23 protein-coding genes are annotated in these 26,932 nt (G+C 63.4%); 8 read left to right on the plus strand and 15 right to left on the minus strand.

Annotated features, from left to right (window positions below; translation table 11 throughout):
- Nucleotides 1–47: 47 nt before the first annotated feature.
- The 3 genes from R5R73_RS06320 to R5R73_RS06330 form a co-directional block, all read right to left on the minus strand.
- Nucleotides 48–629 (minus strand): TRAP transporter small permease, encoded by a 582-nt coding sequence (locus tag R5R73_RS06320; protein WP_322529569.1) that lies wholly within the window; start codon nucleotides 627–629, stop codon nucleotides 48–50.
- An 84-nt stretch (nucleotides 630–713) separates the two neighbouring features.
- Nucleotides 714–1,712 carry a TRAP transporter substrate-binding protein gene (locus R5R73_RS06325; protein WP_322529178.1) on the minus strand — a complete coding sequence of 333 codons (999 nt, stop codon included), beginning with the start codon at nucleotides 1,710–1,712 and terminating at the stop codon, nucleotides 714–716.
- Between the two features lie 112 nt (nucleotides 1,713–1,824).
- A complete protein-coding gene (locus R5R73_RS06330) occupies nucleotides 1,825–2,769 on the minus strand; it encodes a LysR family transcriptional regulator (protein WP_322529179.1) in 945 nt (314 codons plus the stop codon).
- 328 nt (nucleotides 2,770–3,097) lie between these two features.
- On the opposite strand from R5R73_RS06330, the gene R5R73_RS06335 reads away from it, so the two are divergent.
- Genes R5R73_RS06335 through R5R73_RS06345 form a run of 3 tightly spaced genes read left to right on the plus strand, consistent with a single transcriptional unit; the run spans nucleotide 3,098 to nucleotide 5,594 of the window.
- A complete protein-coding gene (locus tag R5R73_RS06335; protein WP_322529180.1) occupies nucleotides 3,098–3,850 on the plus strand; it encodes a 5-oxoprolinase subunit PxpA in 753 nt (250 codons plus the stop codon).
- A gap of 8 nt (nucleotides 3,851–3,858) precedes the next feature.
- Nucleotides 3,859–4,590, plus strand: coding sequence for an allophanate hydrolase subunit 1 (locus tag R5R73_RS06340; RefSeq protein WP_322529181.1), 732 nt, complete (start codon nucleotides 3,859–3,861; stop codon nucleotides 4,588–4,590).
- Nucleotides 4,590–5,594 carry a biotin-dependent carboxyltransferase family protein gene (locus R5R73_RS06345; protein WP_322529182.1) on the plus strand — a complete coding sequence of 335 codons (1,005 nt, stop codon included), beginning with the start codon at nucleotides 4,590–4,592 and terminating at the stop codon, nucleotides 5,592–5,594. Before R5R73_RS06340 ends, R5R73_RS06345 begins: the two co-directional genes overlap by 1 nt.
- 33 nt (nucleotides 5,595–5,627) lie before the next feature.
- On the opposite strand, the gene R5R73_RS06350 is transcribed toward R5R73_RS06345, so the two are convergent.
- A complete protein-coding gene (locus tag R5R73_RS06350) occupies nucleotides 5,628–6,101 on the minus strand; it encodes a DUF4174 domain-containing protein (protein ID WP_322529183.1) in 474 nt (157 codons plus the stop codon).
- Between the two features lie 204 nt (nucleotides 6,102–6,305).
- Between R5R73_RS06350 and R5R73_RS06355 the strand changes: the two genes are divergently transcribed.
- From R5R73_RS06355 to R5R73_RS06365, 3 genes are all read left to right on the plus strand, one after another.
- Nucleotides 6,306–7,223 (plus strand): MurR/RpiR family transcriptional regulator, encoded by a 918-nt coding sequence (locus R5R73_RS06355; protein ID WP_071232605.1) that lies wholly within the window; start codon nucleotides 6,306–6,308, stop codon nucleotides 7,221–7,223.
- 49 nt (nucleotides 7,224–7,272) lie between these two features.
- Nucleotides 7,273–8,568 (plus strand): pyridoxal phosphate-dependent aminotransferase, encoded by a 1,296-nt coding sequence (locus R5R73_RS06360; protein ID WP_322529184.1) that lies wholly within the window; start codon nucleotides 7,273–7,275, stop codon nucleotides 8,566–8,568.
- Between the two features lie 141 nt (nucleotides 8,569–8,709).
- Nucleotides 8,710–9,099, plus strand: a complete 390-nt coding sequence (locus tag R5R73_RS06365) for a DUF4168 domain-containing protein (protein WP_087719264.1) — start codon at nucleotides 8,710–8,712, stop codon at nucleotides 9,097–9,099.
- 118 nt (nucleotides 9,100–9,217) lie between these two features.
- Here the strand turns inward: R5R73_RS06365 and R5R73_RS06370 are convergent, their stop codons facing one another.
- From R5R73_RS06370 to R5R73_RS06380, 3 genes are all read right to left on the minus strand, one after another.
- Nucleotides 9,218–9,751 (minus strand): PRC-barrel domain containing protein, encoded by a 534-nt coding sequence (locus tag R5R73_RS06370; protein ID WP_322529185.1) that lies wholly within the window; start codon nucleotides 9,749–9,751, stop codon nucleotides 9,218–9,220.
- Nucleotides 9,752–9,916: 165 nt separating this feature from the next.
- Nucleotides 9,917–10,792, minus strand: coding sequence for an AEC family transporter (locus R5R73_RS06375; protein WP_087719266.1), 876 nt, complete (start codon nucleotides 10,790–10,792; stop codon nucleotides 9,917–9,919).
- 136 nt (nucleotides 10,793–10,928) lie between these two features.
- Entirely contained in the window at nucleotides 10,929–11,948 is a 1,020-nt protein-coding gene (locus R5R73_RS06380; RefSeq protein WP_322529186.1) for a zinc-dependent alcohol dehydrogenase family protein, read from the minus strand.
- A 177-nt stretch (nucleotides 11,949–12,125) separates the two neighbouring features.
- Between R5R73_RS06380 and R5R73_RS06385 the strand changes: the two genes are divergently transcribed.
- Complete coding sequence (locus R5R73_RS06385) at nucleotides 12,126–13,037, plus strand: LysR family transcriptional regulator (protein ID WP_322529187.1); 912 nt, start codon at nucleotides 12,126–12,128, stop codon at nucleotides 13,035–13,037.
- 248 nt (nucleotides 13,038–13,285) lie between these two features.
- Entirely contained in the window at nucleotides 13,286–14,962 is a 1,677-nt protein-coding gene (locus R5R73_RS06390) for a multidrug ABC transporter permease/ATP-binding protein (protein ID WP_322529188.1), read from the plus strand.
- A 25-nt stretch (nucleotides 14,963–14,987) separates the two neighbouring features.
- On the opposite strand, the gene R5R73_RS06395 is transcribed toward R5R73_RS06390, so the two are convergent.
- The 8 genes from R5R73_RS06395 to R5R73_RS06430 all read right to left on the minus strand — a co-directional run bounded on the left by R5R73_RS06395 (nucleotide 14,988) and on the right by R5R73_RS06430 (nucleotide 26,880).
- Nucleotides 14,988–16,376: an alginate biosynthesis protein gene (locus R5R73_RS06395; protein ID WP_322529189.1), complete on the minus strand. Its 1,389-nt coding sequence runs from the start codon at nucleotides 16,374–16,376 to the stop codon at nucleotides 14,988–14,990.
- Nucleotides 16,377–16,547: 171 nt separating this feature from the next.
- Nucleotides 16,548–19,208 (minus strand): cellulose binding domain-containing protein, encoded by a 2,661-nt coding sequence (locus R5R73_RS06400; protein WP_322529190.1) that lies wholly within the window; start codon nucleotides 19,206–19,208, stop codon nucleotides 16,548–16,550.
- Between the two features lie 277 nt (nucleotides 19,209–19,485).
- Complete coding sequence (locus R5R73_RS06405; protein ID WP_322529191.1) at nucleotides 19,486–20,430, minus strand: TIGR03915 family putative DNA repair protein; 945 nt, start codon at nucleotides 20,428–20,430, stop codon at nucleotides 19,486–19,488.
- Between the two features lie 42 nt (nucleotides 20,431–20,472).
- Nucleotides 20,473–21,732 (minus strand): putative DNA modification/repair radical SAM protein, encoded by a 1,260-nt coding sequence (locus R5R73_RS06410; protein WP_322529192.1) that lies wholly within the window; start codon nucleotides 21,730–21,732, stop codon nucleotides 20,473–20,475.
- Nucleotides 21,733–21,859: 127 nt separating this feature from the next.
- Complete coding sequence (gene purU / locus R5R73_RS06415; protein ID WP_276232223.1) at nucleotides 21,860–22,735, minus strand: formyltetrahydrofolate deformylase; 876 nt, start codon at nucleotides 22,733–22,735, stop codon at nucleotides 21,860–21,862.
- A 68-nt stretch (nucleotides 22,736–22,803) separates the two neighbouring features.
- A complete protein-coding gene (locus tag R5R73_RS06420; RefSeq protein WP_322529193.1) occupies nucleotides 22,804–23,442 on the minus strand; it encodes a sarcosine oxidase subunit gamma in 639 nt (212 codons plus the stop codon).
- Nucleotides 23,435–26,491, minus strand: coding sequence for a sarcosine oxidase subunit alpha family protein (locus R5R73_RS06425; protein ID WP_322529194.1), 3,057 nt, complete (start codon nucleotides 26,489–26,491; stop codon nucleotides 23,435–23,437). Before R5R73_RS06425 ends, R5R73_RS06420 begins: the two co-directional genes overlap by 8 nt.
- Nucleotides 26,488–26,880 (minus strand): sarcosine oxidase subunit delta, encoded by a 393-nt coding sequence (locus R5R73_RS06430; protein ID WP_071232620.1) that lies wholly within the window; start codon nucleotides 26,878–26,880, stop codon nucleotides 26,488–26,490. Before R5R73_RS06430 ends, R5R73_RS06425 begins: the two co-directional genes overlap by 4 nt.
- Nucleotides 26,881–26,932: the final 52 nt, after the last annotated feature.

Raw genomic sequence — 26,932 nt, forward strand, 5'->3', positions numbered from 1 at the left:
CTCGGTTCAGGTTGTCTCGTTAAAGACGTTGTTAGCGAGCGGCGGGGTCATTCACCACCGAAGTTGTCACTGTCGCCAAAGCCGTCGTTGTCGCCGGGGGCCACATAGCGCGAGGGCGCCGTCACCGCTTGTCGAAGTGTGGTCAGCAGGGCTTCCAGCAGTGCCAGGCACAGCAGGGCCAGGCCGATCATCAGGACGGTCTGGGGTATCCATAGCGGGATCGCCATCAGCCCTGAGGAGACGTCACCGTAATCGAGGCTCTCCTGAACCAGGCCGATCACCTCCCAACCGAGCAGCGCGCCGAGCGCCAGCGCGATCGTCAGGCATGCCACTTCGCACCAGGCTCTGGCTGCCGCCGGCAGCCGGTCGATGACCAGCGTGACGCGAATGTGGGCGTAATGGGTGAAGGTGTAGGCAAGACTCAGGAAGGTGGCGCCGACCAGAAGATAGGAGGCGATTTCCGATACACCGCTGATCTCGTAGCCGAGGCGGCTGGCGCCGACCAGCACCAGGAACGCGTCGAGACAGCGCAGCAGCACCTGAAACGTGACCATGCCGCAGATCGCCAGCATGCACGCTGCGGCGCCCCAGGCGCCCAGCCGGTAGAGCGGATCGAGTTTGAACGTCATCACGGAAGCTCACGGGTTGCGAGTAGCCAGTAAGGCCCATCATCGATGGGCCTGATGAACCTGAAAAGGCGCAAAGAGCCGGTGTTACTGGCCCTGCTGGGCCTGACGCTCGCGATAGCGCTCGACCAGTTGCTTGGCCTGGTCGCCGGCACGCGACTGCCAGTCCTCGAACAGCTGCTGGCCGGCAGCCTGCAACTGCTGCTTGAGCTCGGTATTGGGCTCACTCACGGTAACGCCGCGGGACTCGAGCGTCTCGGCGCTCTGCGCACTGTCTTCCTTGCTCAACTGCCAGCCGCGCTGCTCTGCCTTGGCCGCGGCGTCGAGAACGGCCTTCTGCGTGGCGTCATCGAGGCGGTCGAACGCGCGCTTGTTGACGAAGATGATGTTCTTCGGCAGCCACAGATTGGCATCGCTGTAGTTGGACACGTAATCCCACGCGGACATCGATTTACCGGTAGAGACGGAAGTGATCATGGCGTCGACACGGCCGGTGCTGAACGCGGTGGGAATGTCGGCTTCCTCGGTCTGGGTCGGAATGCCGCCCAAGTTCTCGACGAAACGCTGGGTATTGATGTTCGGCGCGCGAACTCGCAGGCCATCGAACTGGGCGGCATCGGTCAGCTCGAAGTCGGTATAGATACCCTGTGCCGGCCACGGCACGGCGTACAGCGGCATCAATCCTTCCTTGGCGAAGAGCTCGGTGATGATCGGCTTGGAGGCCTGCCATAGGTCGTAGGCGTCGGCGTAGCTGCCGGCCAGGCCGGGAAGGGTGTCGACTTCGTAGATCGGCGACTCGTTGGAAAGCGTGGAGAGGAAAATCTCGCCTGCCTGGACGGTGCCGCGGCGCACGGAGGGCTTGATCTCGGCGTGGCTGATCAGCGATCCGCCGCTATGGACCGTAATGGTCAACTCGCCGTCGGTCGCTTCGGTGACGTCCTCGGCGAACTGCTTGGTGTTCTGGGTGTGGAAGCTGGCGTCTCCGTAAGGAGAGGCGAGATTCCACTGGGCGGCGAGAGCCGGCGTCGCAGTGGCCAGTGAACCGGCCATGGCAATCGTCAACAGAGAGAGAGTGGGTGTGCGCATCGACAGGCCTCGAGTTGTTATTGATAGAGGTTGGTATTCAAAAGGTGCAAGACATTGAACATCTGCATTCTTCAAGTTGGCCGGCGATGGCGTCAAATCGTTAATTCTTATTCTAACTATCAGGCCAGACTTTCACTTTGCCCTGGGGCTCGTCATCGGCATGGTCGCGAGCGTAGCGGGCGGCACAGTCCTGAGCGAGCTGGGTGACACCACGGCAGAAGCTCGGATAGCTGCTGGTGCGCCAGATCGCGTTGTAGACCATCGCGGGCAACGGCACGGTTAGCTCCAGTCGCAACAGTTCGCCGCGCTGGCAGGCATCCGACACGGTGGAGACGGGCAGCGAACCGATGCCGACGCCATCGATGCTCATGCGGGCGATGGTCATCAGCGTCGAGGCGCAGTGGATCTTGGGGTCGTCGATGCCCAGCTCGGCCAGGTAGGTCACGAGCTCGCTGTAAGGGCGGGCCAGTTTGCTGAACGAGACGAACGGGAGGCGGGACATGGCGCGTGTGCCGCCATGGTGCAGGTGCTCGGCGTGCTGCGGCGCCACGAACAGCCCCATTTCGTAGGTGGTCAGCGGCAGTTGCGTCACCGATAGCCCCGGCGCGACGCCATCCATGGCGAAGATCATGTCGAGGTCGTTGTCCGCCAGGCGCTGGTGCAGAAACGGCGAAATATCGACGGTCAGCTCGATGGTCAGCTGTGGATGCCGCTCGGCCAGCTGGGTCAGGAACGTGCTGAACCAGCTGTGGGCGATGGTCTCGATCACGCCTAGCCGCAGCGTGCCGGAGAAATCCTCCTGATTCTGGAACAGCTGCAGCGCCTCTTCGCGGTTGTTCAGCAGGCGTTCGGCGTGGACGTAGAACTCCCGGCCGCGCAGTGTCGGCTGTACCGGGCGCGCGCCGCGATCGAGCAACGACTCGCCGACCGCGGTTTCCAGACGAGTGATGCGATCAGAGATCGAAGGCTGGGTCAGATGCAGGCGCGCTGCTACCTTGCGAAACGAGCCTAGCCTGACGACCCAGACGAAGGCTTCGAGCTCCTTGAAATCGAACATGGCAGATTCTCTCGGTAGATTCGGGCCCTGTGCCTTCCCGTGCGGTGCATTCGAGGAGGGCTGATTCTTCGGCGCGCCGGCGTCGACGTCAACTCTCAAGGGGCACCGGCACGCGCCATACGGGCGGAATGAAAGATTGCGCCGATACTGCGCATCGCGAAAAACGATTGGACCCTTTCGCCAGCGGTTTCTTAAAGTGCCATGAGGCTGCCCGCCGGCAGCGTGCCTATATCGACGGTACGTTCCTGCAACAAAGATACGTTCTGACAACGACGACACGTTCTGACAACGACGATACGCTCTGACAACAACGACACGAGGTGAAGCGATGCGCGTGCCCCTGCTCAACTGCGACATGGGTGAAAGTTTCGGCAACTGGGCGCTGGGCCTCGACGATCAGGCGATGCCCTTCGTCGACTGCGCCAATATCGCCTGCGGCTTTCACGCCTCCGATCCTGACGTGATGCGCAAGACCGTGGCGATGGCGGTGGTCAACGGCGTGAGGATCGGCGCGCATCCGGGCTATCCCGATCTGGTGGGGTTCGGCCGCCGTTCGATGGCCTGCTCGGCGCAGGAAGTCGAGAACCTGATGCTCTACCAGATCGGAGCGCTGGAAGCCTTCTGCCGCGCCGAAGGCACCCGGGTCAGTTACGTCAAGCCGCACGGCGCGCTCTACAACGACATGGCTGCGGACCTGGATCTGCTGCGCGCGGCGATGCAGGCCGTCGTCCGTTACGATCGCGAGCTGCCGCTGCTGGTGATGTCGACCGCCAATCCCGAGCCGGTACGCGCACTCGCGGCGGAAATGGGCGTGACGCTATGGTTCGAGACCTTCGCCGACCGAGCCTATGACGCCAAGGGGCATCTGGTGTCGCGACGCCTGCCGGGGGCCGTGCATCACGACCGCGGCGCCATCGTCGATCAGGCCGTGGCGCTGGCCAAAGGCGAGCCGCTGACGGCAAGCGATGGCAGCAAGCTGCATCTGCCGGCGGATACCCTGTGCGTTCATGGCGACAATGCCGAATCGGTCGCAGCGGTCAAAGCCATCCGTGAAGCCTTCCAGCAGCTGGTTGAAGCATGAGCCGACGCATGAGCCAATCGCCTTCCCCCGCTCTTTCGCCCTCTTTTCGAATGGAAACGGTGGGTATGGATGCGCTGATCGTCAGGCTGTTCGACGCCATCGACGAGGCGCACATGCCGTGGATCCTGGCCGCCGACAACGCCTTGCGCGAAGGCCTCGGCGGGGCGCTGATCGATCTGGTACCGTCCTACACCACGCTGCTGGTGCATTACGACATCGAGCAGCTGTCCCACATCGAGGCCAGAAGGCGGGTCCAGCAGGCCCTGCACGGCTTGCAGCCGGCTTCGACCGAGGCCGGGCGGGAGCATCGTATCCCGGTCTGGTACGACGACAGCGTCGGTCCTGAACTCCCGAGGATCGCCGAGCGCCTGGGCGTGGATACCGACGAGATCGTGCGACGCCATACCAGCCGCGACTACTGCGCCTTCGCGCTGGGGTTCTCTCCCGGTTATGCGTTCATGGGCATGATCGAGGAGGCGCTGGCCACGCCGCGGTTGAAGACGCCGCGCCAGAAAGTGGCTGCAGGCAGCGTGGGAATCGCCGAGCGCCAGACTGCCATCTACTCCATGCGTTCGCCGGGCGGGTGGAACATTCTCGGCCGTACCGCCGTCAAGCTGTTCGACCGCGATCGCGACGAAATCAGCCTCTTCCGGCCCGGTGACCGAGTGCGCTTCGAGCCGATCAGTCGCGAAGCCTTTATCGAACAGGGCGGCGATACCACGCCGCTGGAGGAGCGCTGATGGCGACGCGGACGACCACGCAGAAGGTTACGACAACTACTGCACGAAACGGAACGCCAAACCCGACGCAACCCACGCAGGCGTCACTCGTCGTCGAGCGTACGGGGCCGCTGGCCCTGGTGCAGGACGCGGGACGCTTCGGTTGTCGCCATCTTGGCGTGACCCAGGGTGGGGCGCTGGACTGGATTTCGCTGGGATGGGCCAACTGGCTTCTGGGCAACGCGCCGGACGCCGCCGGTATCGAGATTACCATCGGCGGGCTCGCGCTCAAGGCGGAACGGACGCTGCGACTGGCCATCGCCGGTGCCGATCTCGGCGCGACGCGGGACGGCGAGCCGCTGGCGGCCAACGGCAGCTTCACGCTCGAACAGGGTCAGGTTCTCGCGTTCGATCAGCCGAGGGCCGGGCTACGCGCCTATCTGGCGTTGCCGGGCGGGATCGACGCGGTGCCCTTCATGGGCAGCCTGTCGACGGTGGCTCGCGAACAGCTGGGCGGTCTCGATGGCCGGGGCAGTGCGATCCAGGTTGGAGACCGTCTGGTCGCGGCATCGTCGACGCCGCAGAGGGGCGAGCCGGTGCGGGAGCTGCCGTCCTTATCGGCCATGCCGACAGACGAGGCCGTGCTCGAGCTGGTCACCGGGGCACAGATCGCCCACTTCGACGGCGCCAGCCTGTTTGCCGCCTTCAATCAGCCTTGGCAGGTGGATAGCCGTGCCGATCGCATGGGCGTGCGACTGACTGGCCCGGTGCTGCGCTGCCAGGCGGGCGGGATGGTGTCGGAAGGCATTCCGCTCGGCGCCGTCCAGGTGCCGCCGGACGGACAGCCGATCATCCTGCTGAACGATCGCCAGACCATTGGCGGCTATCCGCGTCTCGGTGCGTTGTCGCCTATCGCTTGCGCGCGGCTGGGGCAGTGCGCCCCCGGCACGACGATCAGACTCTCCCCGGTCACCCCGCATCAGGCACGAACGCGCTATCTGCGCCAGCTTGCGCGCTGGCGCTAGCCGCCAGCGCTCATCCATGCACCGGGTGGCCGATCACTTTTCGGCCGCCCGGCGCATCGGCATCCGGTCGATGGTGGCGTAGATCTCCTCCAGGTCGACGTCGCCTCGAAGCTGAACCTTCTTGCCGCCATCCTTGCCGATCAGGATCGTCGTCACGCCCTGATCGGGGCTGACGCCCAGTGCCTCCAGCAGCGCCCGAGTTTCATAGGGCGTCATCGGCTGGCCGTGGCGCGTGCCGCTGTCTCCTTCGACCGTGTAAAGCAGCATGTCACGGTCGGTGAACGCTCCCCGTGTCTCTTCGAGCTGTTGCCGCAGGTGCCGATAGGCCGGCTGCCCCGCGTCCGGTGTCACCACGACCAACGGTCGAAAGTTCCATTTGTCGGTGATCAGCGGGTTGGCTGGGTTCTTTCCGCCGTCCGGGCGGGCGGCGTCGTCCGCCGCGAACACGGCGCTCGTCACGAGAAAGGCGCCTGCCATCAGCGCACCGGCCATTAACCATCGTTTCATGAGCGTCTCCAGGCGTGTCGTTTACGCGTACTCTATAGCTTGTGACCCGTGTAAGGCAGCGGGCTGAGTCATCGCGTTGCATCGGAATCGTCATCGCGTTGAATCGGAACCCAGCTCGGCAAATATATTTCCTGTTTTGAAAATATATTTGCCGATATCTGGGCAAAGGTATAACCTCACAAAACTGGAAAAGAGGGACTGGTCATGGCCGATCACGATGGTTTCGACACGCCCCCCACATCGATAGCTGCCCTGCAGGCGCTCTCGATTGCCGCGCGCCGAGGAGAAGCTCAGGCGCCAAGGTTGACTCCGGGCGGCCTCAAGCTGCTGGAGCAGTTGCTCGCAGCCCCGGAACCGGCGGCGACGCTGAGCATTTCGGCACTGGCCCGGCAGCATGGCGTCAATGCCTCCAGTCTGACTCGCCTGGCGCACGCGCTGGGGCTGACCGGCTTCAAGGCCTTCCAGGCGCTGTTCCGTGCCGATGCCACCAACGGGGCGTTCTATTCCACCCGCGCCGAACGTCTGCTCGATCTCGGTCAGGTGCCGAGCGAGGGGGATCACCCGGTTCAGCAGCAGACCTTGTGGCAGGAGGAGATGGGCAATCTCTCGCGAACGGCCGAAGGGCTCGATGACGCAAAGCTGGAGCAGGCGGCGCGAGCGCTGATCGAGGCGCGTCGCGTGCATGTGGTCGGTCAGCGCGCCTGCTTCGCGGGGGCGCATTATCTTTCTTATTATCTGGGCTACCTGCGCAGCGACGTCCGTCTGATCGATTCGCTGGGCGGCCTCAATCTCGAGGCGGTACGAGAGCTGGGGGAGGGGGATCTGGTGGTGGGTGTCAGTTATCGGCCGGAGACCCGGATCAGCGTCGATTATTGTCAGCAGGCGCTGGAACAGGGGGCGCAGCTGCTGGCACTGACCAATCACGGTTCCGCCCGGCTGGCCACGATGACCGAGATGACACTGCTCGCCTCCGCCGAGGGGCCTTTCTTCTTCAATCCCATGAGCAGCCTGTTCGTGGTGATCGAAATGCTGTTGTCCCACATGGCCCACGAGATGGGCGGCGATGCCGTGGCGTCGATCCGCCGTCGTGAAGCCTTGATCGCCCGCTGGCAGATCGAGTGATCCGCCTCGCCGACTCTTTTGACCCGCGCCACCCAGGAGAAATCCCGTCATGAACGTTTCATCGGGGCTCGCAGCCGAGCTGCTGAATCGCGACTATCACGCCGACGCCAATGCCACGCCGGCCTCCGACACGCTGTTGATCAACGAACAGTCGCGATTGCGCGAGTCGAAGGGCGAGCGGATCGTCAAGTTCGGCTTCGGCCAGTCGCCGTTCCCGGTCTATGGGCCGGCCGTGGAGGCCTTGGCCGAACACGCCGCCAGCAAGGCCTATCTGCCGGTTCAGGGGCTGCCGGCGTTGCGCGAGCAGGTCGCAGCCTTCCACCGCGAGCTGGATGGGACCGATTGGAAAGCCGAACGGGTGTTGATCGGCCCCGGCAGCAAATTGCTGCTGTTCGCCTTGATCAAGGCGCTGCCGGCGGCGGAAATCCTGATCCCTGCGCCGGCCTGGGTTTCCTATGCGCCGCAGGCGCGTCTGGCAGGGCAGACCGCAGTCAAGCTGGCGGCGAGTTTCGAAACGCGCTGGCAGATCACGCCCGAACAGCTCGAGGCGCATTGCCGTGAAGGCGGCAGCCGCCCCCGATTGCTGATACTCAATGCACCCGGCAATCCCACCGGGTTATCGCCCGAGGCCGACAGCCAGCAGGCGCTGGCCGAGGTGGCGCGCCGCCATGGCGTGATCGTGCTGGCCGACGAGATCTACGGGCCACTGGATCATGATGGATCTCATCGCGCCTTCGCGCTCGACTACCCCGAGGGCACGGTGACAACCAGCGGCCTGTCGAAGTGGTGTGGCGCGGGCGGGTGGCGGCTGGGGGTGATGCACGTGCCCGAAGCGCTGGGAAACGAGATTTTCTCGCGCCTGCTGGGCATCGCCTCGGAGACCTGGTCGAGCGTTGCCAGCCCGGTTCAGGAGGCTGCCTGTGTCGCCTATCGGGTCACGCCCGAATTGACCGAATACCTCGATCGCCAGCGGGCCTGGCTGGGCCTGATCGGCCACTGGTGTGCGACTCGACTGCAGGCGGCGGGCATTCGCACTCATCTTCCCGACGGCGGCTTCTACCTGTTTCCCGATTTCGAGGCGCATCGCGAAGGGCTGGCCCGGCGGGGCATCACCACCAGTGCCGAGCTGACCGCACGGCTGCTGGCTGAGACCGGCGTGGCGTTGCTGCCGGGCAGTGCGTTCGGTTGCGATCCCGCCCAGCTCACGGTGCGTCTGGCCTATGTGGATTTCGATGGCGAGACGCTGCTGGCGCATCAACCGCAGCGCCATGACGATCCCCTGGCATTACCGGCGCTGAGCAAGGTTCGCGACGGTATTCAGGCTATCGTCGAATGGTTACCATGAGGAGGCGAGCTGGAAGGGTAACTGCGCTCAAGTTTCTTAAGGAAACATTAAATTTCCTGTAGAAACACTTCCGGGCGGAACTCTCCGCCCTGCGTGGCATCCCATGACAGCACATGCATAAAATCGTACTTGGAGGTATTCATGCAAAGGATCACTGCATTTCTCGCGGCAGCAATGATGACGACCGGTCTCGCCAGCGTACCAGCCATGGCGCAGGACCAGAACGCAGCCGGCAGCGGTTCGCAGACACAGGCACCTGCCCAGAACTTTTCCGATGATCAGTTGCAGCAGTTCGCCGATGCCTCTCAGAACATCGCGATGATCTCTCAGGATTACACCGAGCAGCTGCAGAACGCCTCCGACGAAAGCGAGCAACAGGAGATTCGTCAGCAGGCCAATGACGAAATGGTGCAGGCGGTTCAGGACAGCGGCATGAGTGTCGAGCAGTTCAACTCCATCGGCCAGGCCATCCAGCAGGACCCGCAGCTGATGCAGCGCGTCAAGGGCATGGTCCAGCAGCCGCAGCAGTAATCGTATCAGGGTGCAGCGGCCTGTCAGGCCCGCACATGAAAAAACCGCCGACATCGAGTCGGCGGTTTTTTTGTGCTAGTCATCTAGCGGTTCGACGCTCCAGGGGAGCGTGATGCGATCAGTTGTTGTCGATCGCGTCGCTGGCGTCGTCAAGAAGGTCGGAGGTGGCAGCCTTGGTGTCTTCCCAGGCACTGGAAGCCCCTTGCTTGGTGTTTTCCCAGGCGTCGGCAGCCTGCGTCTTGGCCTGTTGCCACCAGTCGTTATCGTATTCGGGCTGCTGCTTCAGCGCACTTTCGTCCATGTCGAGAACGACGCGATACTCGATGTTGTCGAGGTTATCGTCGTTGTTGGTTTCGACCGTGAAGTCGCCTTTCTGGACCACGAAGTCCTTGTCGCCCATGTCGAGTACGCCACCGGCTTCGACGACCAGGGCCTGGATGCTCATGTCTTCGCCCAGCAGGATGTCGTCGACGTCGCCAATGTCTTCATTCGGTTGGCTGGACAGGAAGACGTCTGCATCCATCAGTTCATCGGCGGAATAGAGGCCTTGCGGGCCCGTATTGTCCTGCGCCAGGGCGGCCTGGGACATCATCACGCTGCCGGCTGCCAGCGTGGCCACGCCGAGTGTCTGCTTCCATGACAGGTTTTGCATCTGTGTCTCCTTGCCTTGCGGCTTCTTGGGCGTGCAGCTTTCTGTGCATGCAGCTATCTATGCACGTGACTATCTATGCATGCAACTCTCTGTAATCCATTAATTTTTAAAAGATTACACTTTGTAATGTAGTTGCTCACTGTGCTTTTGCAAGCCAGGGAGGCGCTACAGCATGAAGGCCAGTTCCAGCGGCAGGTACACGAAGGCCAGCACGGTGGAGCAGAACACCAGGCTGGCGACGTACTCCGGCTCGCGACGGGAACGTTGCGCGAACAGATAGTTGTAGACGGCGACCGGCATGCTCATCTGGAGCGCCACGGCGCTGGCGGCCACCGGTGGCAGGCCGAACCAGGCAGCGATGCCGAAAGAGAGGGCCAGCGCGATGGGCACGCGGCACAGCGTGAACAGAAATCCCGAAGACAAGCTGCGGGCCTGGATGCTGGCCAGCGAGACGCCCAGGGTGATCAGCATCAGCGGGATGGTCAGGCCGGAAAGAAGGTGGACGGTATTGCCGAGCCACGCCGGCAGATGGACGCCGGACAGCAGCAGCACCAGCGAGATGGCGATGCTGTACAGCGTGGGATTGCGGACCAGCATCTTCCAGGGGTTGCCGCGCGTCGCCATCATCATGCCGACGGTGAACTGGATCAGCGCATTGGCGACCCAGGCCGTCATGGCGAAGGTGAATCCTTCCTTGCCGAAGGCGTAAAGCGAAACCGGCAAACCCATGTTGCCGGCATTGGGATACATCATCGGTGAGATGATCACCTGCCAGGGTTTGCCCAGCAGCCTGGCGACGCCGAAACTCGCTACCGCCATGCCGGCGAGCACCACGAAAGTCGTGGCGAGGGTGCGCCCGAAGGTGTGAGGGTCGACCTCGGCATTGGCGAGGGAGGCCAGGACCAGTGCCGGCGTACCGATGTTGAACACCAGCTTGGTGACGAACTCGGTGGGATAGCTCAACCCCAGGCGAATCCAGCCGAACCCGATGCTTGCTCCAACCAGAACTGGTGCCATGACCGCGAACAGTTGAGCAAGCATCGAATATCCTTGAGCCCTTTAGCCTGACTGAGGGCGGTGAGAGAGAGAGCGACAAAAGTGGAAGCACGTATTGTCGTCAATCCATCAGGCGACTGGCAATGCGCGTTTGCCGATCACCGGCACGTGTCCCTGCCGATCAGGCCATTTCGACCACGATGCGTCCATGGTGGTTGGCGCAGGTTTCCAGATAGCGATGTGCCTCGACCATCTCCTCGAACGAGAAGCGGTAGTCGATCTGCGGCTTGATCTTGCCGGCCCGGGTCATCCGCTCGACCTCGGCAATGGCTCGATCCAGTGCTTCCCGGTTCTGGGGGATGCCCAGCTCCGGCTTGCCGCTGAAGTTGGAGAGGCAGTGCACATGGAACTGGATGTTCTTGCGGAAGGCGGCCTGAGCCGGGAACGTGGTCTGGTTGCCTCCCAACAAGCCGTAGAGCACCAGGCGCCCGCGGGGTGCCATGACGTCGCCCAGCAGGTTCATCTGGGGGCCGCCCAACGCATCCAGCACCACATCGACGCCATGGTGATCGGTCAGCTTGTTGATCCGGGTAACAAGATCCTGGGTTTCCGTGTGAATCACCGCGTCGGCGCCCAGAGACTTGAGATAGTCGATCGCCGACTCGTGCGGTGTCGCTGTGATGACCCGGGCGCCCAGCGCATGGGCGATCTGGACGGCGTAGGGGCCGCCGATATGACAGGCGCCAGTGATCAGCACCGTTTCGCCGGGTTTGAGATCGGCGACCTCGCAAAATCCCAGCCAGCTGATCAGCGACGGAACGTAGTGAACGCTGGCTTCGGCCGGGGTCAGGCAATCCGGGTAGGCAATGAGCGCCTCGGCCGGCAACAGCACGCGTTCGGCGTGTGCCGTATACTGGTTGGGATCGAACGCGGGAATCGAGGCGACGCGGTCTCCCGGCGAGAAGGCGGTCACGCCCGGGCCGACGGCGATGACCCTGCCGGCCATTTCGCTACCCGTGCCGGCCGGCAGCCTGGCCTCCGTGGGCGCCATGTTGCGCCGCCACAGGATGTCGTACCAGTTGAGACCGAGCGCCTCGGTTTCGATCAGAAGTTCCCCGGCTGCGGGGTGCGGGTCGGCGCGCTCGATGATTTCCAGAACGTCGGCGTCGCCGAAACGTTGAAACTGTATCGCACGTGACATCGTGCACCTCAATGGTTCGAGAGCTTGCCCCGACTCTATCGGCGATGACAGGCAAACACTATGCTCGAGGATCGATAGTGGTTATAACGCTGATCGATACAGAGCCCGCGATGGCGGTCGTCGGCGGGCTCCGGGAGCAACGAGCGGGGGCCGCCAGCCGTCGAAGGGAGGAGAGGCATGAATCGTAGTGACCTGCGCGGGGTGGATTTCAAGCTGCTGGTCGTGTTCGAGACCCTGATGCAGGAACGCAGCGTCTCGCGGGCCGCGGAGCGACTGTTTCTGGGCCAGCCGGCCACCAGCGCCTCCCTGGCCAGGCTCAGGGATGTCTTCAACGATCCGCTACTGGTGCGAACCGGTCGCCAGATGGTGCCGACCGCTCGTGCCGAGCAGATCTACGAACAGCTGCAGCCCGCCCTCGATGCCATCTCCAACGTGCTCAGTCGTACCAGCGACTTCGACCCCGAGACCAGCGAGGCGGTGTTTCGAATCGGGCTGAGCGACGACATCGAATTCGCCCTGCTGCCGGCGCTGCTCAAGCGGCTGCGGACCGAAGCGCCGGGCATCGTGCTGGTGGTCCGGCGGGCCGATTTCCATCTGATGCCGCAGTTGCTCAATACCGGCGAAGTGACCGTTGCCGCCGGCTATGCGCGGGAGCTGCCGGCCAATGCGAAGCAGAAGATCCTGCGCCACAGCCGCGCCAAGGTATTGCGGGCGGATAGTCGCCCGGGGGCACTGACCCTCGACGACTACTGCGAACGGCCGCATGCGCTGGTGTCGTTCGATGGCGATCTGAATGGCTATGTCGACGACCTGCTCGCCGAGAAAGGGCGCAAGCGTCGCATCGTGCTGGCCGTCCCGCAGTTCAACAGTCTGGCATCGCTGTTGCGGGATACCGACATGATAGCCACCGTGCCGGATTACGCCGCGGACGTGCTGGCGGCACAGGGCGGGTTGCGGGTGGACGAGATGCCGCTGGAGCGTGCGCCGTCGCCGTTGAGCATGGTGTGGCAGAGCGTCTACGACAACGACCCTGCCGAGCGTTGGCTGCGCTCGCGAATTCAGATGATGTTCTCCGACGACGAAACGTGACCGGCGTGCGAAACGGCCCATCACACGCCAGCCATGGCACTTCCGGGGATCTGCCGACCTGACGCGGCTTGACTTCATCAGTGAAGATCAGAATCATTCGCGCCTGCGGTCAGCCGAGGAGATCTCGGCGCCGCGCGCCTCGTTCGACGCCTCGACTCGTCGGCTCGGCCCGCGTTGCGATGAAACGCCGCCGTCGCTGATGCGTGCAGGCCTCCCGATCGAGCCCAATCGCCGGCTACGGAATCCGAATGGAACTACTGCGCGTCGTCTTTCGTCACTATCGCTGGCCGTTCATCGGCGTCATGCTGCTCAGCCTGCTGAGCGCGGCGCTGGGGATCGGCGTCATCGCCTTCATCAACCACTACCTGATCGTCACCGACGGCACCGCGATGACCGCGTTGCTGCCTTTCATCGGGCTGGTAGTGCTGCTTCTGGCAGTCACGCTGGGATCGCAGCTGGCACTGACGACGCTGGGCCACCATTTCGTCTACCGGTTACGCGGCCGCCTGATCAAGCGCATTCTCGATACCGACATCGAACGTCTCGAGCAGCTCGGCAGCGCGCATCTGCTGTCGTGCCTTTCCAGCGACATCCGCAACGTGACCATCGCCTTCGTCCGGCTGCCGGAACTGGTGCAGGGCGTCGTCATTACGCTGGCTTCCGTCGCCTACCTGTTCTGGCTCTCGCCGCCGCTGCTGCTGATCACGGCGATCTGGATTGCCGTGACCATGCTGGTCGGCTGGTGGCTGGTATCGAAGGTCTATCACCACATTCACATTACCCGCACCACCGACAGCCGGCTCTACCAGGACTACGAGACGATCATTCACGGGCGCAAGGAGCTGGCGCTCAACCGCGACCGCGCCCGGCACCTGCTGGAAGAGATCTACGGTGACAATGCCCGCACCTATCGCGATCACATCATTCGCGCCGACACCTACCACCTGAGCGCGGGCAACTGGACCAACATCATGATGCTGGGAGCCATCGGCCTGGTGTTCTTCCTGGCCAACGGTCTGGGCTGGTCGAACACCGCCGTGGCGGCGACGTTCTCGCTGACCCTGCTGTTTCTGCGCTCGCCGCTGATCCAGGCCGTCGGCGCGACGCCGACGCTGATCACCGCTCAGGTCTCCTTCGACAGGCTGCGCGAGCTGGAGCTGGCCGAGTACCGTGCCGATTTCGATCTGGTCGAGACGCACAGCGAGTGGCAGTCGCTGGAGCTGCGCGACATCACCTATCGCTATCCGGCCAAGACCGGCCGCGAGGGCTTTGCGCGCGTGGGTTTCGAAATAGGCCCGCTCAATCTGCGCCTGGAGCGTGGCGAGCAGGTCTACCTGATCGGCGGCAACGGCAGCGGCAAGTCGACGCTGGCCAAGCTCCTGACCGGGCTCTACCGCCCGCACTCGGGCGAGATCCGTATCGACGACGAAGCCATCGACGAGGCGGGGTGGCATCGCTACCGGCAGCGTTTCTCCGCGGTCTACACCGATTTTCACCAGTTCGATCGGCTAATGGGGCCGCATGGCGGCAGCGCCGATCCCGCACTGCTGGACAACTGGCTGCAGACGCTGCAGCTCGCGCGCAAGCTGCAGCTCGAGGACGGCCGAATCCTCGATACCGAACTCTCCCAGGGGCAGCGCAAGCGCCTGGCGCTGCTGATGGCGCTGGCCGAGCAGCGTCAGATCCTGCTGCTGGACGAGTGGGCCGCGGACCAGGATCCGCAGTTCCGCCGCGCTTTCTATCGCGAGCTGATGCCACGTTTCCGCGAACTCGGCATCACGGTCTTCGCGATCAGCCACGACGATCACTATTTCGCCCACGCCGACCGGCTGCTGGAGATGCGTGACGGTCAGCTGCGCGAATTGACCGGCGACGAGCGCGAGCTAGCCAGTCGTGACGCCGTGGCCAGGATCGACACGCCTTGACGGCATGAGCGGCGGGGCGGCCTGACTACAGCGACAGGCCGCCGTCGTCGAAGACGAGCTCCTGGATGCCCACCAGCGTTGCCTCGATGCCGTTGCCGTCGACGATTACCCGATCGTCGTGCCGGTCGACGGCATAGTCGTCGCGGTCGCCCTCCATCCGGGCGATGTCATGACCATCGCCACCATCGAGCCAGTCTTCTCCCCAGCCGCTGCCGGGGGCGAGGATGTCATCGCCATCGCCGCCGAACAGGGTATCGCTGCCCGTACCGCCGAAGAGCGTCACCCCGTCGTCGCTGCCGTGCACGATATCGTCTCGACGCGAGCCGACGACATCGTCGAAGGTGACCTCGTTGGTGGACATGTCGGTGGGGGCACCGAAGGATTCGCCTTCGTTGACCCACAATGTGGAGGAGATCTTGTCGTTGTCCGGGTCGCGGACCGAATGCTGGACATGAACGCGATTGTCATGATCGCGACCGCCGTGGAAATTGATGTCGCGATCGGTTCGGGTAACTTCGACATCGTTGCCCACCGAGGAGTGCCAGGAGGCGAACAGCAGGCCGTGACGCATCCCGCTATCGCTGAGATCGTCGAAGGTGCCGTCGTAGCTCTCGCGCAGTTCGAAGGCATAGCCGTTGCCGCCGGACCCCTTGTTGAAGCTGCCTTCGGCGGTCAGGGAGTCGGCATCCATGTCCAGCGAGCGGGAGAACTCGAAGGCGGTCGAAGGGCCGTCGATCACGGCGACATCGTCGAGCTCGCCGTCGGTAGTGTCGGCATATTCGATGGCGTGATAGCCGGTGAGGTCGTCGAGTTCGTTGCTGAACTCGTCGTCATCGGGCTCGCCCAGTTCGAAGCCGACCGAAAATCCGCGCAGCGAGACATCATCGGCGCTGTCGATTCGGGTGACCTCGGCCTCGTGATGATCGAAGTCGAAATGAACGCCGCGGTCCAGCGTGACGTAGTCGCCATCGACGTCGGTCACTTTCGCCATGCTCGTTCGCAGCGGCGAGTCCAGTTCGCGCCAGTCATGATCGTCGATCTCGTTGAGATACTCGGTGTCGTTGTCCTGCGCGATGCGGATCGTGTCGCCCGCCGTCAGCGAGTCGGCATCGTCGAGCTTGAGCACGTCCTCGCCTTCGTCGACGTCGGATTCGATCTTGCCGATCGTGTCTGCCTTCTCGCCGCTGACCAGAATGGCATTGTCGTCGTTGTCCTCCAGCGCGTCGTCGGTAAAGGTCAGTCGTGTATCGTCGCTGCCTTCGCCGACCAGAGAGACGTCTGAACGGGTAATGGTCAGGGCATGGTCGAAGTGATATTCACCAGCCTCAAGTTTGACCGTTTCGTCGCGATTGGCCTCTTCATTGATGATCTGCTCGAGTTCCTCGGCGGTCACCTCGTTATCGACACGAATCATGTGGCTCCCTTTTGTTGATCTGGATCAATTGGCGACGGAATCCTACGCAGTTCCAGGGCACGATAGGGATACGCTCTGTAGCGCTTTGGTTTCTTATGGTGAGAAAGATCGACGCCGCATTAAAGAGGAATGCGGCGCCGCCATCATCAAGCAGTAAAGGAAAGTGGATGCTTAGCTCAGGATCAGGAATCCGCTATCCATCGGGTTCAGGTTCTGCACACCGATGACCAGATCGGAGAGCCCGTCGCCGTTGATGTCGCCCTGCAGCTGGTCGTCGGCGTAGCGAAGCTGGCCGGCGTCGCCGGTAAAGCTTTCCGCCCCCAGCCACTGGAACGCCTGGCGGCCCGCCTGGGTGATGTCGGCGTCCAGCGAGGAGAGGTCGATCAGATCGTCGTCGCCGAAATCGACGATTTCATCGATCGACAGCGGCGTCGATTCCGTCGCCGCCTGCCACACGAACCGATCCTGGCCGCCGCCGCCCTCGAGCCGATCGGCGCCCAGGCTGCCCATTAGCACGTTGTCTCCGGCACTGCCGATCAGGGTGTCGTTGCCGCTGCCGCCGGTCAGCGTTTCGTCACCGGAAGCCGTGACGGTGCGATCGGTATCGACGAGCGCGCTGGCGAGACGGCTGCCATCCGGTAACGATCCCTCGTCGATCGTGACCGGCTCTCCATTCAGAAGAATGTCCCGGGGAATATCGCTGGTATCCGCGTAGGCCTTGAACGAGAAGCGCATGGACTCGCCGGCTTCGAGCGACCGGCTGGTGACGTCGACCCGGTAGTCGTCGCCCTGCCGCGAGGCGAGGCTGGCGCCATAGAACGCATGCACATCGCTCGCCAGGTTCAGCGCAACATTATCGACCTCCACGGCCGCGTCGCCGTCGTTGGTGATCGTGACACCCATGACGTACCCGCTGGACCAGCGGCTGACGACGTCGAACGAGGCGTGAAGAGAGCTGGTAGCCGCGGTATCCGTGATATCGAGGATTTCCCGGCTGGCCCAGTACGCCTCGGGAGCGACATCGGCCCTTGCATCGACCTGGCTGACCGCGCCGGTCGCCAGATCCAGCAGCTGTCCGTCGGCGAACAGGGCGCGTTCGATATCGGCGAGCGTGTCTCGCGTTCCGTTACCGGCGACGTACCATTCGCCGCTGGCGAGACGCTCGATGTCGTAGTCAGACAGCTCGCCGGTGAAGAGCGCGGTGTCGTCTCCCGTGCCGCCCTCGAGCCGGTTGCTTCCCCATCCGCCACCGCCGCCGAGAATGTCGTCGCCGCTGCCGCCGATCAGGGTGTCGTTGCCCAGAGCGCCATCGAGGTAGGCGCCGTCGTCGCTGGCGTGGATGGCATCGTCGCGGCGCGAGCCGATGACGTAGTCGAAGGTGACGAGGTTGGCATCCGCATCCGTCGGCGCGCCGAAGGTCTCGCCTTCGTTGATCCAGACCGTCGTCGACATCTTGTCGTTGCCGGCATCGCGAATCGACTGTTCGACGTGGACGCTGTTGCCGTGATCGCGGCCGCCGTGGAAGTTGATGTCGCGGTCGGTCGAGGTGACGCGTATCTCGTTGCCGACCGAGGAGTACCAGGAGGCGAACAGCACGCCGTGGCGCATGCCGCTATCCTCCAGGCCGCTGAACTGACCGTCGTAGCTCTCCCGCAGCTCGTAGGCGTAGCCGTTGCCGTCACTGCCCTTGTTGAAGCTGCCACTGGCCGTGATCTCCTGCACATCGAGATCCAGCGAGCGGCTGAATTCGAACGCGACCGAGGGGCCATCGACGACGGCGACATCCTTCATTGCCGCGCCCACCGTGGCGTTGAACTCCACCGCGTGATAGCGGGATAGCGCCGGCAGCGTATTGCTGAAGTTGCTGCTGTCGGCCTCGCCCAGGGTAAATGCCACGGTCAGCCCTTCGAGCCGAACGTCCGTCAGCGGTTCGATCCTGTCGACTTCCGTCACCCCGGCGTCGAGGTCGAAATGTACGCCGCGATCCAGCACGATCTCGTTGCCGTCGACCGCCACGATCTGGGCCATGCTGGTGCGCAGCGGTGAATCCATCTCCCGCCATTCGCTGTCGCCGATGGCGTCGAGGAACGCGACGTCATTCGATTGGGCCAGCCGGATCGTGTCGCCGACCGCGAGGCCGTGTCCTTCGCTCAGGGTGAGTCGGGGATCGCCCTGCTGAACATCACTGGCGAGTCTGGCGACGGTTTCGCCCTCGTCTCCGCTGATGCGGATGGCATTTTTCGTATCGCTTTCCAGCGCCTGCCGGGTAAATACCAGGGTGGTGTCGTCCGAACCGGCGCCCGTCAGAGTGATATCGGAGCGTTCGATGACAAGCGATTCGTCGAACAGGTAGCGCCCGGCCGCGAGATGGATCGTGGCGCCTTCCGGCGCGGCGGCGATGAGCGCATTGAGCGTGGCGGCGTCGATGCCGTCATCCACCGTGATGGCGTTGTCGACGAACGAATAGTCGTCACCCAGCAGATCGGGCGGCGTAAGCGCTTCGGTCAGCAGCCGGGCGCCTTCGGTCAGCGAGGCGGCCACGCCGTTTACCGAAGGGGATAGGGGCATCACCGTGTCGTCGCCCAGTGCCTTTAGCTTGATGCGTACCGTCTCGCCGGGAACGAGCTGGCCGTCGTCCTCGATCCGGTAACCGGTTTGCGTCGTCTCGTAGCGGTCGGCGCCCCAGAGCGTATTCAGCTCGGCATCGAGGCCGAAATCGAGCTGGTAGCCATCGAGCGGTTCCCAACCCTGGTAGGTCAGATAGATTTCGAGCGTAAAACCCCCGTTCCATTCGCTGGACAGGCGGTAATCGATCAAGAAGGAGGCATTCATGTAGGCATCTCATGACGAGTGTCGTGTCGATGCGTCCTGCGATGACGTAGCCGTAACATCCATCGTTGCGGAGGGTGGGACCGAGCCTCCATGGCTGCGGTCATCGTTTCGAGGCGAGCGAACGCTCACCGCTGGCCCGCCGCTATCCCATGGCAGGATGGCGACAGGAAACAGCGCCCAGCGGGTCGCTATCGACCAGCGAAACGCCGCCAATATGCGGCAAGTTCGAGAAATGGATTGAATAAGAAAGCGCTAATTGAGGTGGCATTTCGCCATATCAATCGGTTGGCGTGTCATCTCGTTGATGGCCAGGGAGGCGGGTGGCGTCGGCGGGCAGCTTTACACTCAGCGTCTTCCCCTGGCGCTGACCTACGCTCGTCTCCTGCGCCAGGCGCTGGCCGCCGTGGCGCGCCTTTGCTTCCATTGCCGGGATCAGGTCGCCTTCGCTGAGATGACGCCAGAAGCGCTGTGGCATGTGCTGGGTCATCACCTTGTGGTTGAGGCGCGCCGGGTTGAACGTGCTGACGAAATAGGTCCGCCAGAGAGCATGTTCTTCGTCGGCATTGGAACGATTGGCGGCCGCCCGTGCTTCATGGGTCCAGTTCCCGGGGCAGGGGACGCGGTAGTCGAGGGTCGTGCCATCCCAGCTGACGCCACCTTCCGGCGTGGCGATGATCCAGCGCGAGCCGCCCATGCGATCGGCAAAGTGCTCCGCGCCTAGGTCGAGGACGTCGTGCGCGGGCTCGAACCAGGCGACATAGCGTTCACCATGCGCGTCGTCGCAGCGATGAAACCGCAGGAAGGCGTGCATGTGATGCGCTTCCCGCTTGATCGCATGCCAGCGCTGGTGCAGCACGCGGCCATCCTCATCGGCGGGATGCATCGCCGTCACATCGCCCTGAACCACTCGCCACAGAACCCGATACAGCAACGGCCAGCGTGGCTGTTCGCTCCCGCGGGGGCGATAGCGGTCAGCGTTGCGAAGCAGCGCCAACTGGTCGCGACCGATGCTTATCGGTGTCGAGATGTCCCCCGGGCCAGGCGGTAGTTCGGATACCGCCGGTGAAGCGAACAGGTCGTCGTGGCGCGCCTCGCCATCGTGCCAGGTCACGCGGGACGGCGGGATGCCAGCCTGGAGCAACTGGCGCGCCTGCTGCCGCCATTCATCGAAATCGTCGGCCCAGGCAACGCATGACGCCGGGGGCGTTGAGACACCATGCATGACGAGATCTCCTTCGTGCTATCTCCAATATTCTATTCGGTGCTACCACAACGCCATCTGGGTCGGCTGCGGCGCGGTCAGGTGCTGTCGCAGCCGGGTGCTGTCTCGATCGGCATCGGTGGGGCGGTAGTCCTGCGTCACCACGAAGGGCCGCAGGGTGTCCAGCCGGCAGCGCAGCGCCACCAGGTCCTGATAGCGAATGCGCCGCAACCGTCGCAGATCGACCAGCCGCTGTACGCTGCGCAAACCGATGCCGGGAATGCGGGCGATCATGGCCGGTTCGGCTCGGTTGAGATCCACCGGGAAGTCATTGCGATGGGCCAGCGCCCAGGCCAGTTTGGGATCGATCTCCAGATCCAGATTGCCCGGTGCGTTCAGCAGCTCCTCGGCCTGAAAGCCGTAGCTGCGGATCAGAAAGTCGGCCTGATACAGCCGATGTTCCCGCAGCAGCGGCGGCGCAGCCTGGGGCAGCCCGGCAGGGCGTTCGGGAATCGGGCTGAACGCCGAGTAATAGACGCGCTTGAGACGGAAATTCCGGTAGAGATGCTGGGCGGACTGGAGGATCGTGCGGTCGTCGGTGGCATCCGCGCCGACGATCATCTGCGTGCTCTGGCCGCCAGGCGCGTAGCGCGGCGCCATGCGCTTCGGATTGGCGCTGCGCGGCAGGTGCCTGGCATCTCGCGCGATGTCGTCGTTGGTGGCGTCGATTCCCTGGCGAATGTGGCCCATCGCGGCGTGGATGGTGCCGAGCTCCTTTTCCGGGGCCAGCGTCTTCAGGCTGGTCAGCGTCGGCAGCTCGATGTTGGCGCTTAGCCGGTCGGCGTAGCGTCCGGCCTCCTCGAGCAGTCTGGGATCCGCTTCCGGAATCGCCTTGAGATGGATATAGCCGCGAAACTGGTGCGTTTCGCGCAGCAGCCTGGCCACGCGAATCAGCTGCTCCATGGTGTAGTCGCTGGAGCGAATGATGCCGGAGCTCAGGAAAAGCCCGCTGATGGTGTTGCGGCGGTAGAACGATAGCGTCAATCGGACGACTTCTTCCGGCGTGAAGCGCGCCCGCGGCACGTTGCTCGAGCGTCGATTGACACAGTACTGGCAATCGAACAGGCAGAAGTTGGTCAGCAGCACCTTGAGCAGCGAGACGCAGCGCCCGTCCGGGGTAAAACTGTGACAGATCCCCATGCCGGATGACGACCCGAGCCCCGCCTTGCCCCGTGACGAGCGCTTGGGTGCGCCGCTGCTGGCGCAGGAAGCGTCATACTTGGCGGCATCGGCGAGGATGGAAAGCTTGTCGATCAGTTCCATGCGGCGACTCTGTGATCCGTCTCGAATACTGTATTTGTGTACAGTATTCGAGTTATGGCACAGGGACAAGAAGTATCGAATTCAGAGGCACCGATCGTCTTTCAGTCATCTTCCATGACGAGTGCTGTCACTTGCTGAGAATGACGGTCTTTTGGGCATGGAGGAAAACGCGTCTTTCGGTGTGGTACTGAATCGCGCGAGCCAGCGTAAGACACTCGATGTCCCGGCCCTTGTTGACCAGATCTTCCGGAAAGTAGGCGTGATCCACCGATTCGACACCCTGGGCGATGATCGGGCCTTCGTCGAGATCGTTATTGATATAGTGCGCCGTGGCGCCGACCAGCTTTACCCCTTTTTCATACGCCTGGTGATAGGGGCGGGCGCCTTTGAATCCGGGGAGAAGCGAGTGATGGATATTGATGGCGCGCCCATTCAGGGCGTCACAGAGCTGCGGTGAAAGCACCTGCATGTATCGGGCGAGAACGATCAGGTCAGCGTCCATGTCATCGATCACCGCTCGAATCTGCGCTTCCTGTGTCGCTTTGGTCTCGGGGGTGACCGGCAGGTAGTGGTACGGAATGTTGTGCCACCTGGCGAGCGGTTCCAGGTCCGGGTGGTTGGACACGATGGCCTTGACGTCGAGCGCCAGTTGGCCGGTCCGATAGCGATAGAGCAGATCGTTGAGGCAGTGATCCGCCTTGGAAACGAGGATGACGGTCTTCATTCGCTCGGCACTGGAGCTGAGCTCGAACGTCATGTCGAACTCCTGCGCTCTCGCCGCAAAGGATTCCGCAAAGCGGTCCTTGTCGAACGTTAGCGTCCTGTCCGGCTGGAAGGCCACGCGGATGAAGAAGCGTTCGGCTGGCGCGTCATTGAATGAGCTGATTTCATTGACATAGCAGCGTGACTCTTTGAGAAAGCGCGTCACGACATCGATGGTGCCCAGGCGGCTGGGGCACTGGGCGGTGAGGATCCAGTTGTTGTTCGTCGATTTGTTGTTCATCGCTTTATTGTTCTCCACTGACGGGGCTCCTGGGTATAGGAAGGCCGATTGCACATCGGCCTTCTGTCTCATCGACGCTCGACCGTCACACCGAATTCCGCGGCGGCATCGAGAAGCCATCGGTAGACGTAGTCGGCAAAACTGCGGCGCACGATGAGCTCCCAGCAGTCCGCCTGGGGTTGGCGCAAGATAAGGGAGGTCTTGGCGAAGATCGTGGTAACGCCCTTGCCGACCGGGAACGCCGACGGGTGAACGTCGTAGGGCGTCGACTTCTTCAACGTCTCGCGTGCCTTGGGGCCGCGCAAGGTGATGACGGTCTGACCGCCACTGACATTGACGAGGCTGAAGTGTGCTTGCCCCAGGGCATGGCGAAGCGCCTTCTCCAGCACGAACTCTTCGCCGCCGGGAACCAGAATCAGCCACTCGTCCGGCGATAGCCACTGGATCGAACGCTCGCCCTTGGCATCCACGGTCAGGGTGTTGGGCCGCGCCGGCAGGTTGATGCCCAGCACCTCGCGCACGGCCTCATCCAGGACGATGGCGCCGCCCCGCAGGATCAGATGGCCCATGAAGGCGGATTCCCGAAGCGTCACCCCGGCCTGCGCGTCCGCGGCGGGCGCCGGACCGCGCTGAAACGACCAGGCGAGGGGCGACTCTGCACCGGTCTGATCGTTCGGCCGGCAGTCGAATTCACGAATCTCAGACATTCTGACGTTCTCCTTTGGGATCGATAAAGACCGGGCTGACGATTTCCGCTTCGTGCACGACGCCATCCTTCATCGGCAGATAGACCGTCTGCCCCAGGCGATCGCGGCCGCCCTTGATGACGGCGAGGGCAAACCCGTGACCGAGGTTGGGGCTGTAGTAGCTGGAGGTGACGTGGCCGACCATCGTCATCGGAATGCTCTGCTCGGGATCGAAGACGATCTGCGCGCCTTCCTCCAGCACGACCTTGGGATCCCTGGGCTTGAGCCCCACGAACTGCTTGCGGTCGGTTCGCGCCGTGTCAGGGCGGGTCAAGGCGCGTTTGCCGATCCAGGAGAACGGCTTGTCGTAGCCCACCGCCCACTGCATGCCCAGATCCTCGGGCGTGACCGAACCGTCGGTGTCCTGGCCGACGATGATCAGGCCTTTCTCGGCGCGCAGCACGTGCATGGTCTCGGTGCCGTAGGGGGTCAGCCCGTACTTGTCGCCTTTCTCGAACAGGGCCTTCCAGACCGGCATCGCATAGTTGGCCTGGACGTTGATCTCGTAGGCCAGTTCGCCGGTGAAGGATATCCGGAATACGCGAGCCGGAATGCCGGCAACGTTGCCCTCGCGCCAGTCCATGAACTTGAACTGATCCGGGGACAGATCGATGTCGGTCACCTCCGACATCAGCTTGCGCGCTTGTGGCCCGGTGACGGTCATGGTCGCCCAGTGGTCGGTCACCGAGGTGAAGTAGACCTCGAGCTCCGGCCATTCGGTCTGATGCCACAGCTCCAGCCACTCCATCACGCCGGCGGCGCCACCGGTGGTGGTGGTCATCAGGAAGTGATTCTCGGCCAGGCAGCTGGTGGTGCCGTCGTCCATCAACATGCCGTCGTCTTTGCACATCAGGCCATAACGCACGCGGCCAGGTGCCAGCTTGGCCCACTTGTTGGTGTACACCCGGCCCAGGAATTCCCGCGCATCCGGCCCCTGGATATCGATCTTGCCGAGCGTAGAAGCATCGAGGATGCCGACTTTCTCGCGCACCGCCAGACACTCGCGGGCCACCGCTTCTGCCATGCTCTCGCGTTCGCCGCTGACGGCTCCGGCGCGTACTTGTGGAAAGTACCAAGGGCGCTTCCACTGGCCGACATCCTCGAATTCCGCGCCATGCTCGACATGCCAGGCGTGCAGGGCGGTGTAGCGCTCAGGGTCGAACAGCTCCCGGCAGTGGCGGCCGACGATGGCGCCGAAGGTCACCGGCGTGTAATTGGGTCGGAAGACGGTGGTGCCGACTTCCGGGATCGAACGCTTCAGGCAGCGTGCGGCAATCGCCATGCCGTTGATGTTGCCGAGTTTGCCCTGATCGGTGCCGAAGCCCAGCGCGGTGTAGCGCTTGACGTGCTCGATCGATTCGAACCCTTCGCGCGTGGCCAGCTCGATACCCGCGGCAGTGACGTCGTTCTGGAGATCGACGAACTGCTTGGGGGCTCGCATGGCCGACTTCACGTGTGGCACCTGGAAGAGCGCGCAGGCCGGGGCCTCGCGCCGTTCGGCGACGTCAGGCAGCCTGGGTGCGGACGAGGCACCGTCGAACCCGATGGCCTCCAGCGCGCGGCGAGTCCCTTCGGTGGCATGCTCGAGCACCGCCTTCAGGGCGAAGACACCGTGAACGCCACCCACCGATGTCATGCCCTTGACGTCGCCGGGCACGAAGCCCAGCACGTCGTCACGCCATACGGGCCGGGTTCCGGTATGGGAGGAGAGATGGATGACGGGACTGTAGCCGCCGGAGCTGGCGATGGTGTCGCAGCTCAACGTCTCTTCGTGACCGAGAACGCAGAACGCATCCAGATCGACCCTGGCGATGCGAGCCGCCGTGACGCGATCGCTGCCCTTGGCTTCGATGACGGCGCTCTGGTTGATGATCCGGATCCCCAGGGCGCGGGCCTGTTCAGCCAGTTCACCCTGAGAAGTGGCGCGGGCATCGACGATCGCCACCACTTCACGGCCGGACTCGTGCCAGTCCAGTGCCGTACGATAGGCGTGATCGTTGCTGACCGACAGCACCAGCTTGTGGCCCGGCACCACACCAAAACGGCGGATATAGGTAGAGACCGCGCCGGCAACCAGGTTGCCGGGGACATCGTTGTTGCCGTAGACCAGCGGGCGCTCGTGGGTGCCCGTTGCCAGAATGACGTGGCGGGCACGTACGCGATGCAGGCGGGAGCGCGCCTGCGGACGGTGGTTCACGGCGGGCGCGGTATCCGAGAGATGTTCGGTGCGACGCTCGTGGAGCGTGACGAAGTTGTGGTCGTGATAGCCGTTGGCGGTCGTTCGGGGCAGCAGCTCGACGTTCTCTCTTCCCGCCAGCTCGGTGACCACTTGCGATACCCATTCCGGCGTCGGCAGGCCGTCGAGCGTCTCGCGGCTATCCAGCAGCGAACCTCCCAGCTCCTCCTGTTCGTCGCAGAGCATGACGCGGGCGCCGCTGTCGGCAGCGATGCGGGCCGCTGCCAGACCGGCGGCACCGCCGCCGATGATCAGCACGTCGCAATGCTGGTTGATGTGGTCGTAGATGTCCGGATCGGACTCGAGCGGGCTACGCCCCAGACCGGCGCCCTTGCGGATGTACTTCTCGTAGGTCATCCACATCGAGGCCGGCGCCATGAAGGTCTTGTAGTAGAACCCCGGCGGCATGAAGCTGCCGCCCAACTTGCCGATCATCCCCATCATGTCGCGCTGCACGTTCGGCCAGCCGTTGGTGCTGCGCGCCACCAGCCCTTCGTAGAGCGCCTGCTGGGTGGCGCGGACGTTGGGTACCTGAGCCGCTTCGCTGGCGCCCAGCTGCACGACGGCATTGGGTTCTTCAGGGCCCGCGGCGACGATGCCGCGCGGCCGTGAATACTTGAAGCTGCGGTTGACGATATCCACGCCGTTGGCCAGCAGGGCGGAGGCCAGGGTATCGCCGGCGTAGCCCGTGTAGCGCTTGCCGTTGAACGTGAAGGAGAGTTCGCGGGAGCGATCGATACGACCGCCGCGGTTGGATCGATGGATCTGCGTCATGCCCGTGCCTCCGTGTTCAACGCTTCGTCTTCGGGGCGCGCGCCGACCGTCTGCCAGCCGCCGGACGCGGCCTGAACGCCGGACTGGCGCTCGTCGGCGGCCAGCGTTTCGGCAGTGATCGAAGGGCGCTCGCCCATCTTGTAGGTTTCGAGGATCTCGTAGTTCGCGGTATGCCGCGTGATGTTGAAGAACTTGCGGCAGCCGACGGAATGCACCCACAGCTCGTGGTGAATGCCGCGGGGGTTGTCGCGGAAGAACAGGTAGTCGCCCCATTCCTTATCGGAACAGTTCTCCGGATCGGCGGGGCGCTGCAGGTGGGCCTGGCCACGCGGATGGAACTCTTCCTCTTCGCGATGCTCTTCGCAGTAGGGACAGTAGATATGGAACATGCAAGAGTCCTCCTTAGGGAAACACTGCATAAATGTCTGCGCAGGCGAATCG

The sequence above is a fragment of the Salinicola sp. LHM genome (assembly GCF_034479735.1).
GTDB lineage: Bacteria > Pseudomonadota > Gammaproteobacteria > Pseudomonadales > Halomonadaceae > Salinicola > Salinicola salarius.

What these genes read in the sequence shown, in the direction of transcription:
- R5R73_RS06345 (WP_322529182.1), top strand. Translation starts at nt 4,590, where the DNA reads ATGGCGACGCGGACGACCACGCAGAAGGTTACGACAACTACTGCACGA.
- R5R73_RS06350 (WP_322529183.1), bottom strand. Translation starts at nt 6,101, where the DNA reads ATGAAACGATGGTTAATGGCCGGTGCGCTGATGGCAGGCGCCTTTCTC.
- R5R73_RS06375 (WP_087719266.1), bottom strand. Translation starts at nt 10,792, where the DNA reads ATGCTTGCTCAACTGTTCGCGGTCATGGCACCAGTTCTGGTTGGAGCA.
- R5R73_RS06330 (WP_322529179.1), bottom strand. Translation starts at nt 2,769, where the DNA reads ATGTTCGATTTCAAGGAGCTCGAAGCCTTCGTCTGGGTCGTCAGGCTA.
- R5R73_RS06405 (WP_322529191.1), bottom strand. Translation starts at nt 20,430, where the DNA reads ATGCATGGTGTCTCAACGCCCCCGGCGTCATGCGTTGCCTGGGCCGAC.
- R5R73_RS06395 (WP_322529189.1), bottom strand. Translation starts at nt 16,376, where the DNA reads ATGATTCGTGTCGATAACGAGGTGACCGCCGAGGAACTCGAGCAGATC.
- R5R73_RS06355 (WP_071232605.1), top strand. Translation starts at nt 6,306, where the DNA reads ATGGCCGATCACGATGGTTTCGACACGCCCCCCACATCGATAGCTGCC.
- R5R73_RS06320 (WP_322529569.1), bottom strand. Translation starts at nt 629, where the DNA reads ATGACGTTCAAACTCGATCCGCTCTACCGGCTGGGCGCCTGGGGCGCC.
- R5R73_RS06360 (WP_322529184.1), top strand. Translation starts at nt 7,273, where the DNA reads ATGAACGTTTCATCGGGGCTCGCAGCCGAGCTGCTGAATCGCGACTAT.
- purU (WP_276232223.1), bottom strand. Translation starts at nt 22,735, where the DNA reads ATGAACAACAAATCGACGAACAACAACTGGATCCTCACCGCCCAGTGC.
- R5R73_RS06425 (WP_322529194.1), bottom strand. Translation starts at nt 26,491, where the DNA reads ATGACGCAGATCCATCGATCCAACCGCGGCGGTCGTATCGATCGCTCC.
- R5R73_RS06325 (WP_322529178.1), bottom strand. Translation starts at nt 1,712, where the DNA reads ATGCGCACACCCACTCTCTCTCTGTTGACGATTGCCATGGCCGGTTCA.
- R5R73_RS06420 (WP_322529193.1), bottom strand. Translation starts at nt 23,442, where the DNA reads ATGTCTGAGATTCGTGAATTCGACTGCCGGCCGAACGATCAGACCGGT.
- R5R73_RS06370 (WP_322529185.1), bottom strand. Translation starts at nt 9,751, where the DNA reads ATGCAAAACCTGTCATGGAAGCAGACACTCGGCGTGGCCACGCTGGCA.
- R5R73_RS06410 (WP_322529192.1), bottom strand. Translation starts at nt 21,732, where the DNA reads ATGGAACTGATCGACAAGCTTTCCATCCTCGCCGATGCCGCCAAGTAT.
- R5R73_RS06335 (WP_322529180.1), top strand. Translation starts at nt 3,098, where the DNA reads ATGCGCGTGCCCCTGCTCAACTGCGACATGGGTGAAAGTTTCGGCAAC.
- R5R73_RS06380 (WP_322529186.1), bottom strand. Translation starts at nt 11,948, where the DNA reads ATGTCACGTGCGATACAGTTTCAACGTTTCGGCGACGCCGACGTTCTG.
- R5R73_RS06340 (WP_322529181.1), top strand. Translation starts at nt 3,859, where the DNA reads ATGAGCCAATCGCCTTCCCCCGCTCTTTCGCCCTCTTTTCGAATGGAA.
- R5R73_RS06365 (WP_087719264.1), top strand. Translation starts at nt 8,710, where the DNA reads ATGCAAAGGATCACTGCATTTCTCGCGGCAGCAATGATGACGACCGGT.
- R5R73_RS06430 (WP_071232620.1), bottom strand. Translation starts at nt 26,880, where the DNA reads ATGTTCCATATCTACTGTCCCTACTGCGAAGAGCATCGCGAAGAGGAA.
- R5R73_RS06390 (WP_322529188.1), top strand. Translation starts at nt 13,286, where the DNA reads ATGGAACTACTGCGCGTCGTCTTTCGTCACTATCGCTGGCCGTTCATC.
- R5R73_RS06400 (WP_322529190.1), bottom strand. Translation starts at nt 19,208, where the DNA reads ATGAATGCCTCCTTCTTGATCGATTACCGCCTGTCCAGCGAATGGAAC.
- R5R73_RS06385 (WP_322529187.1), top strand. Translation starts at nt 12,126, where the DNA reads ATGAATCGTAGTGACCTGCGCGGGGTGGATTTCAAGCTGCTGGTCGTG.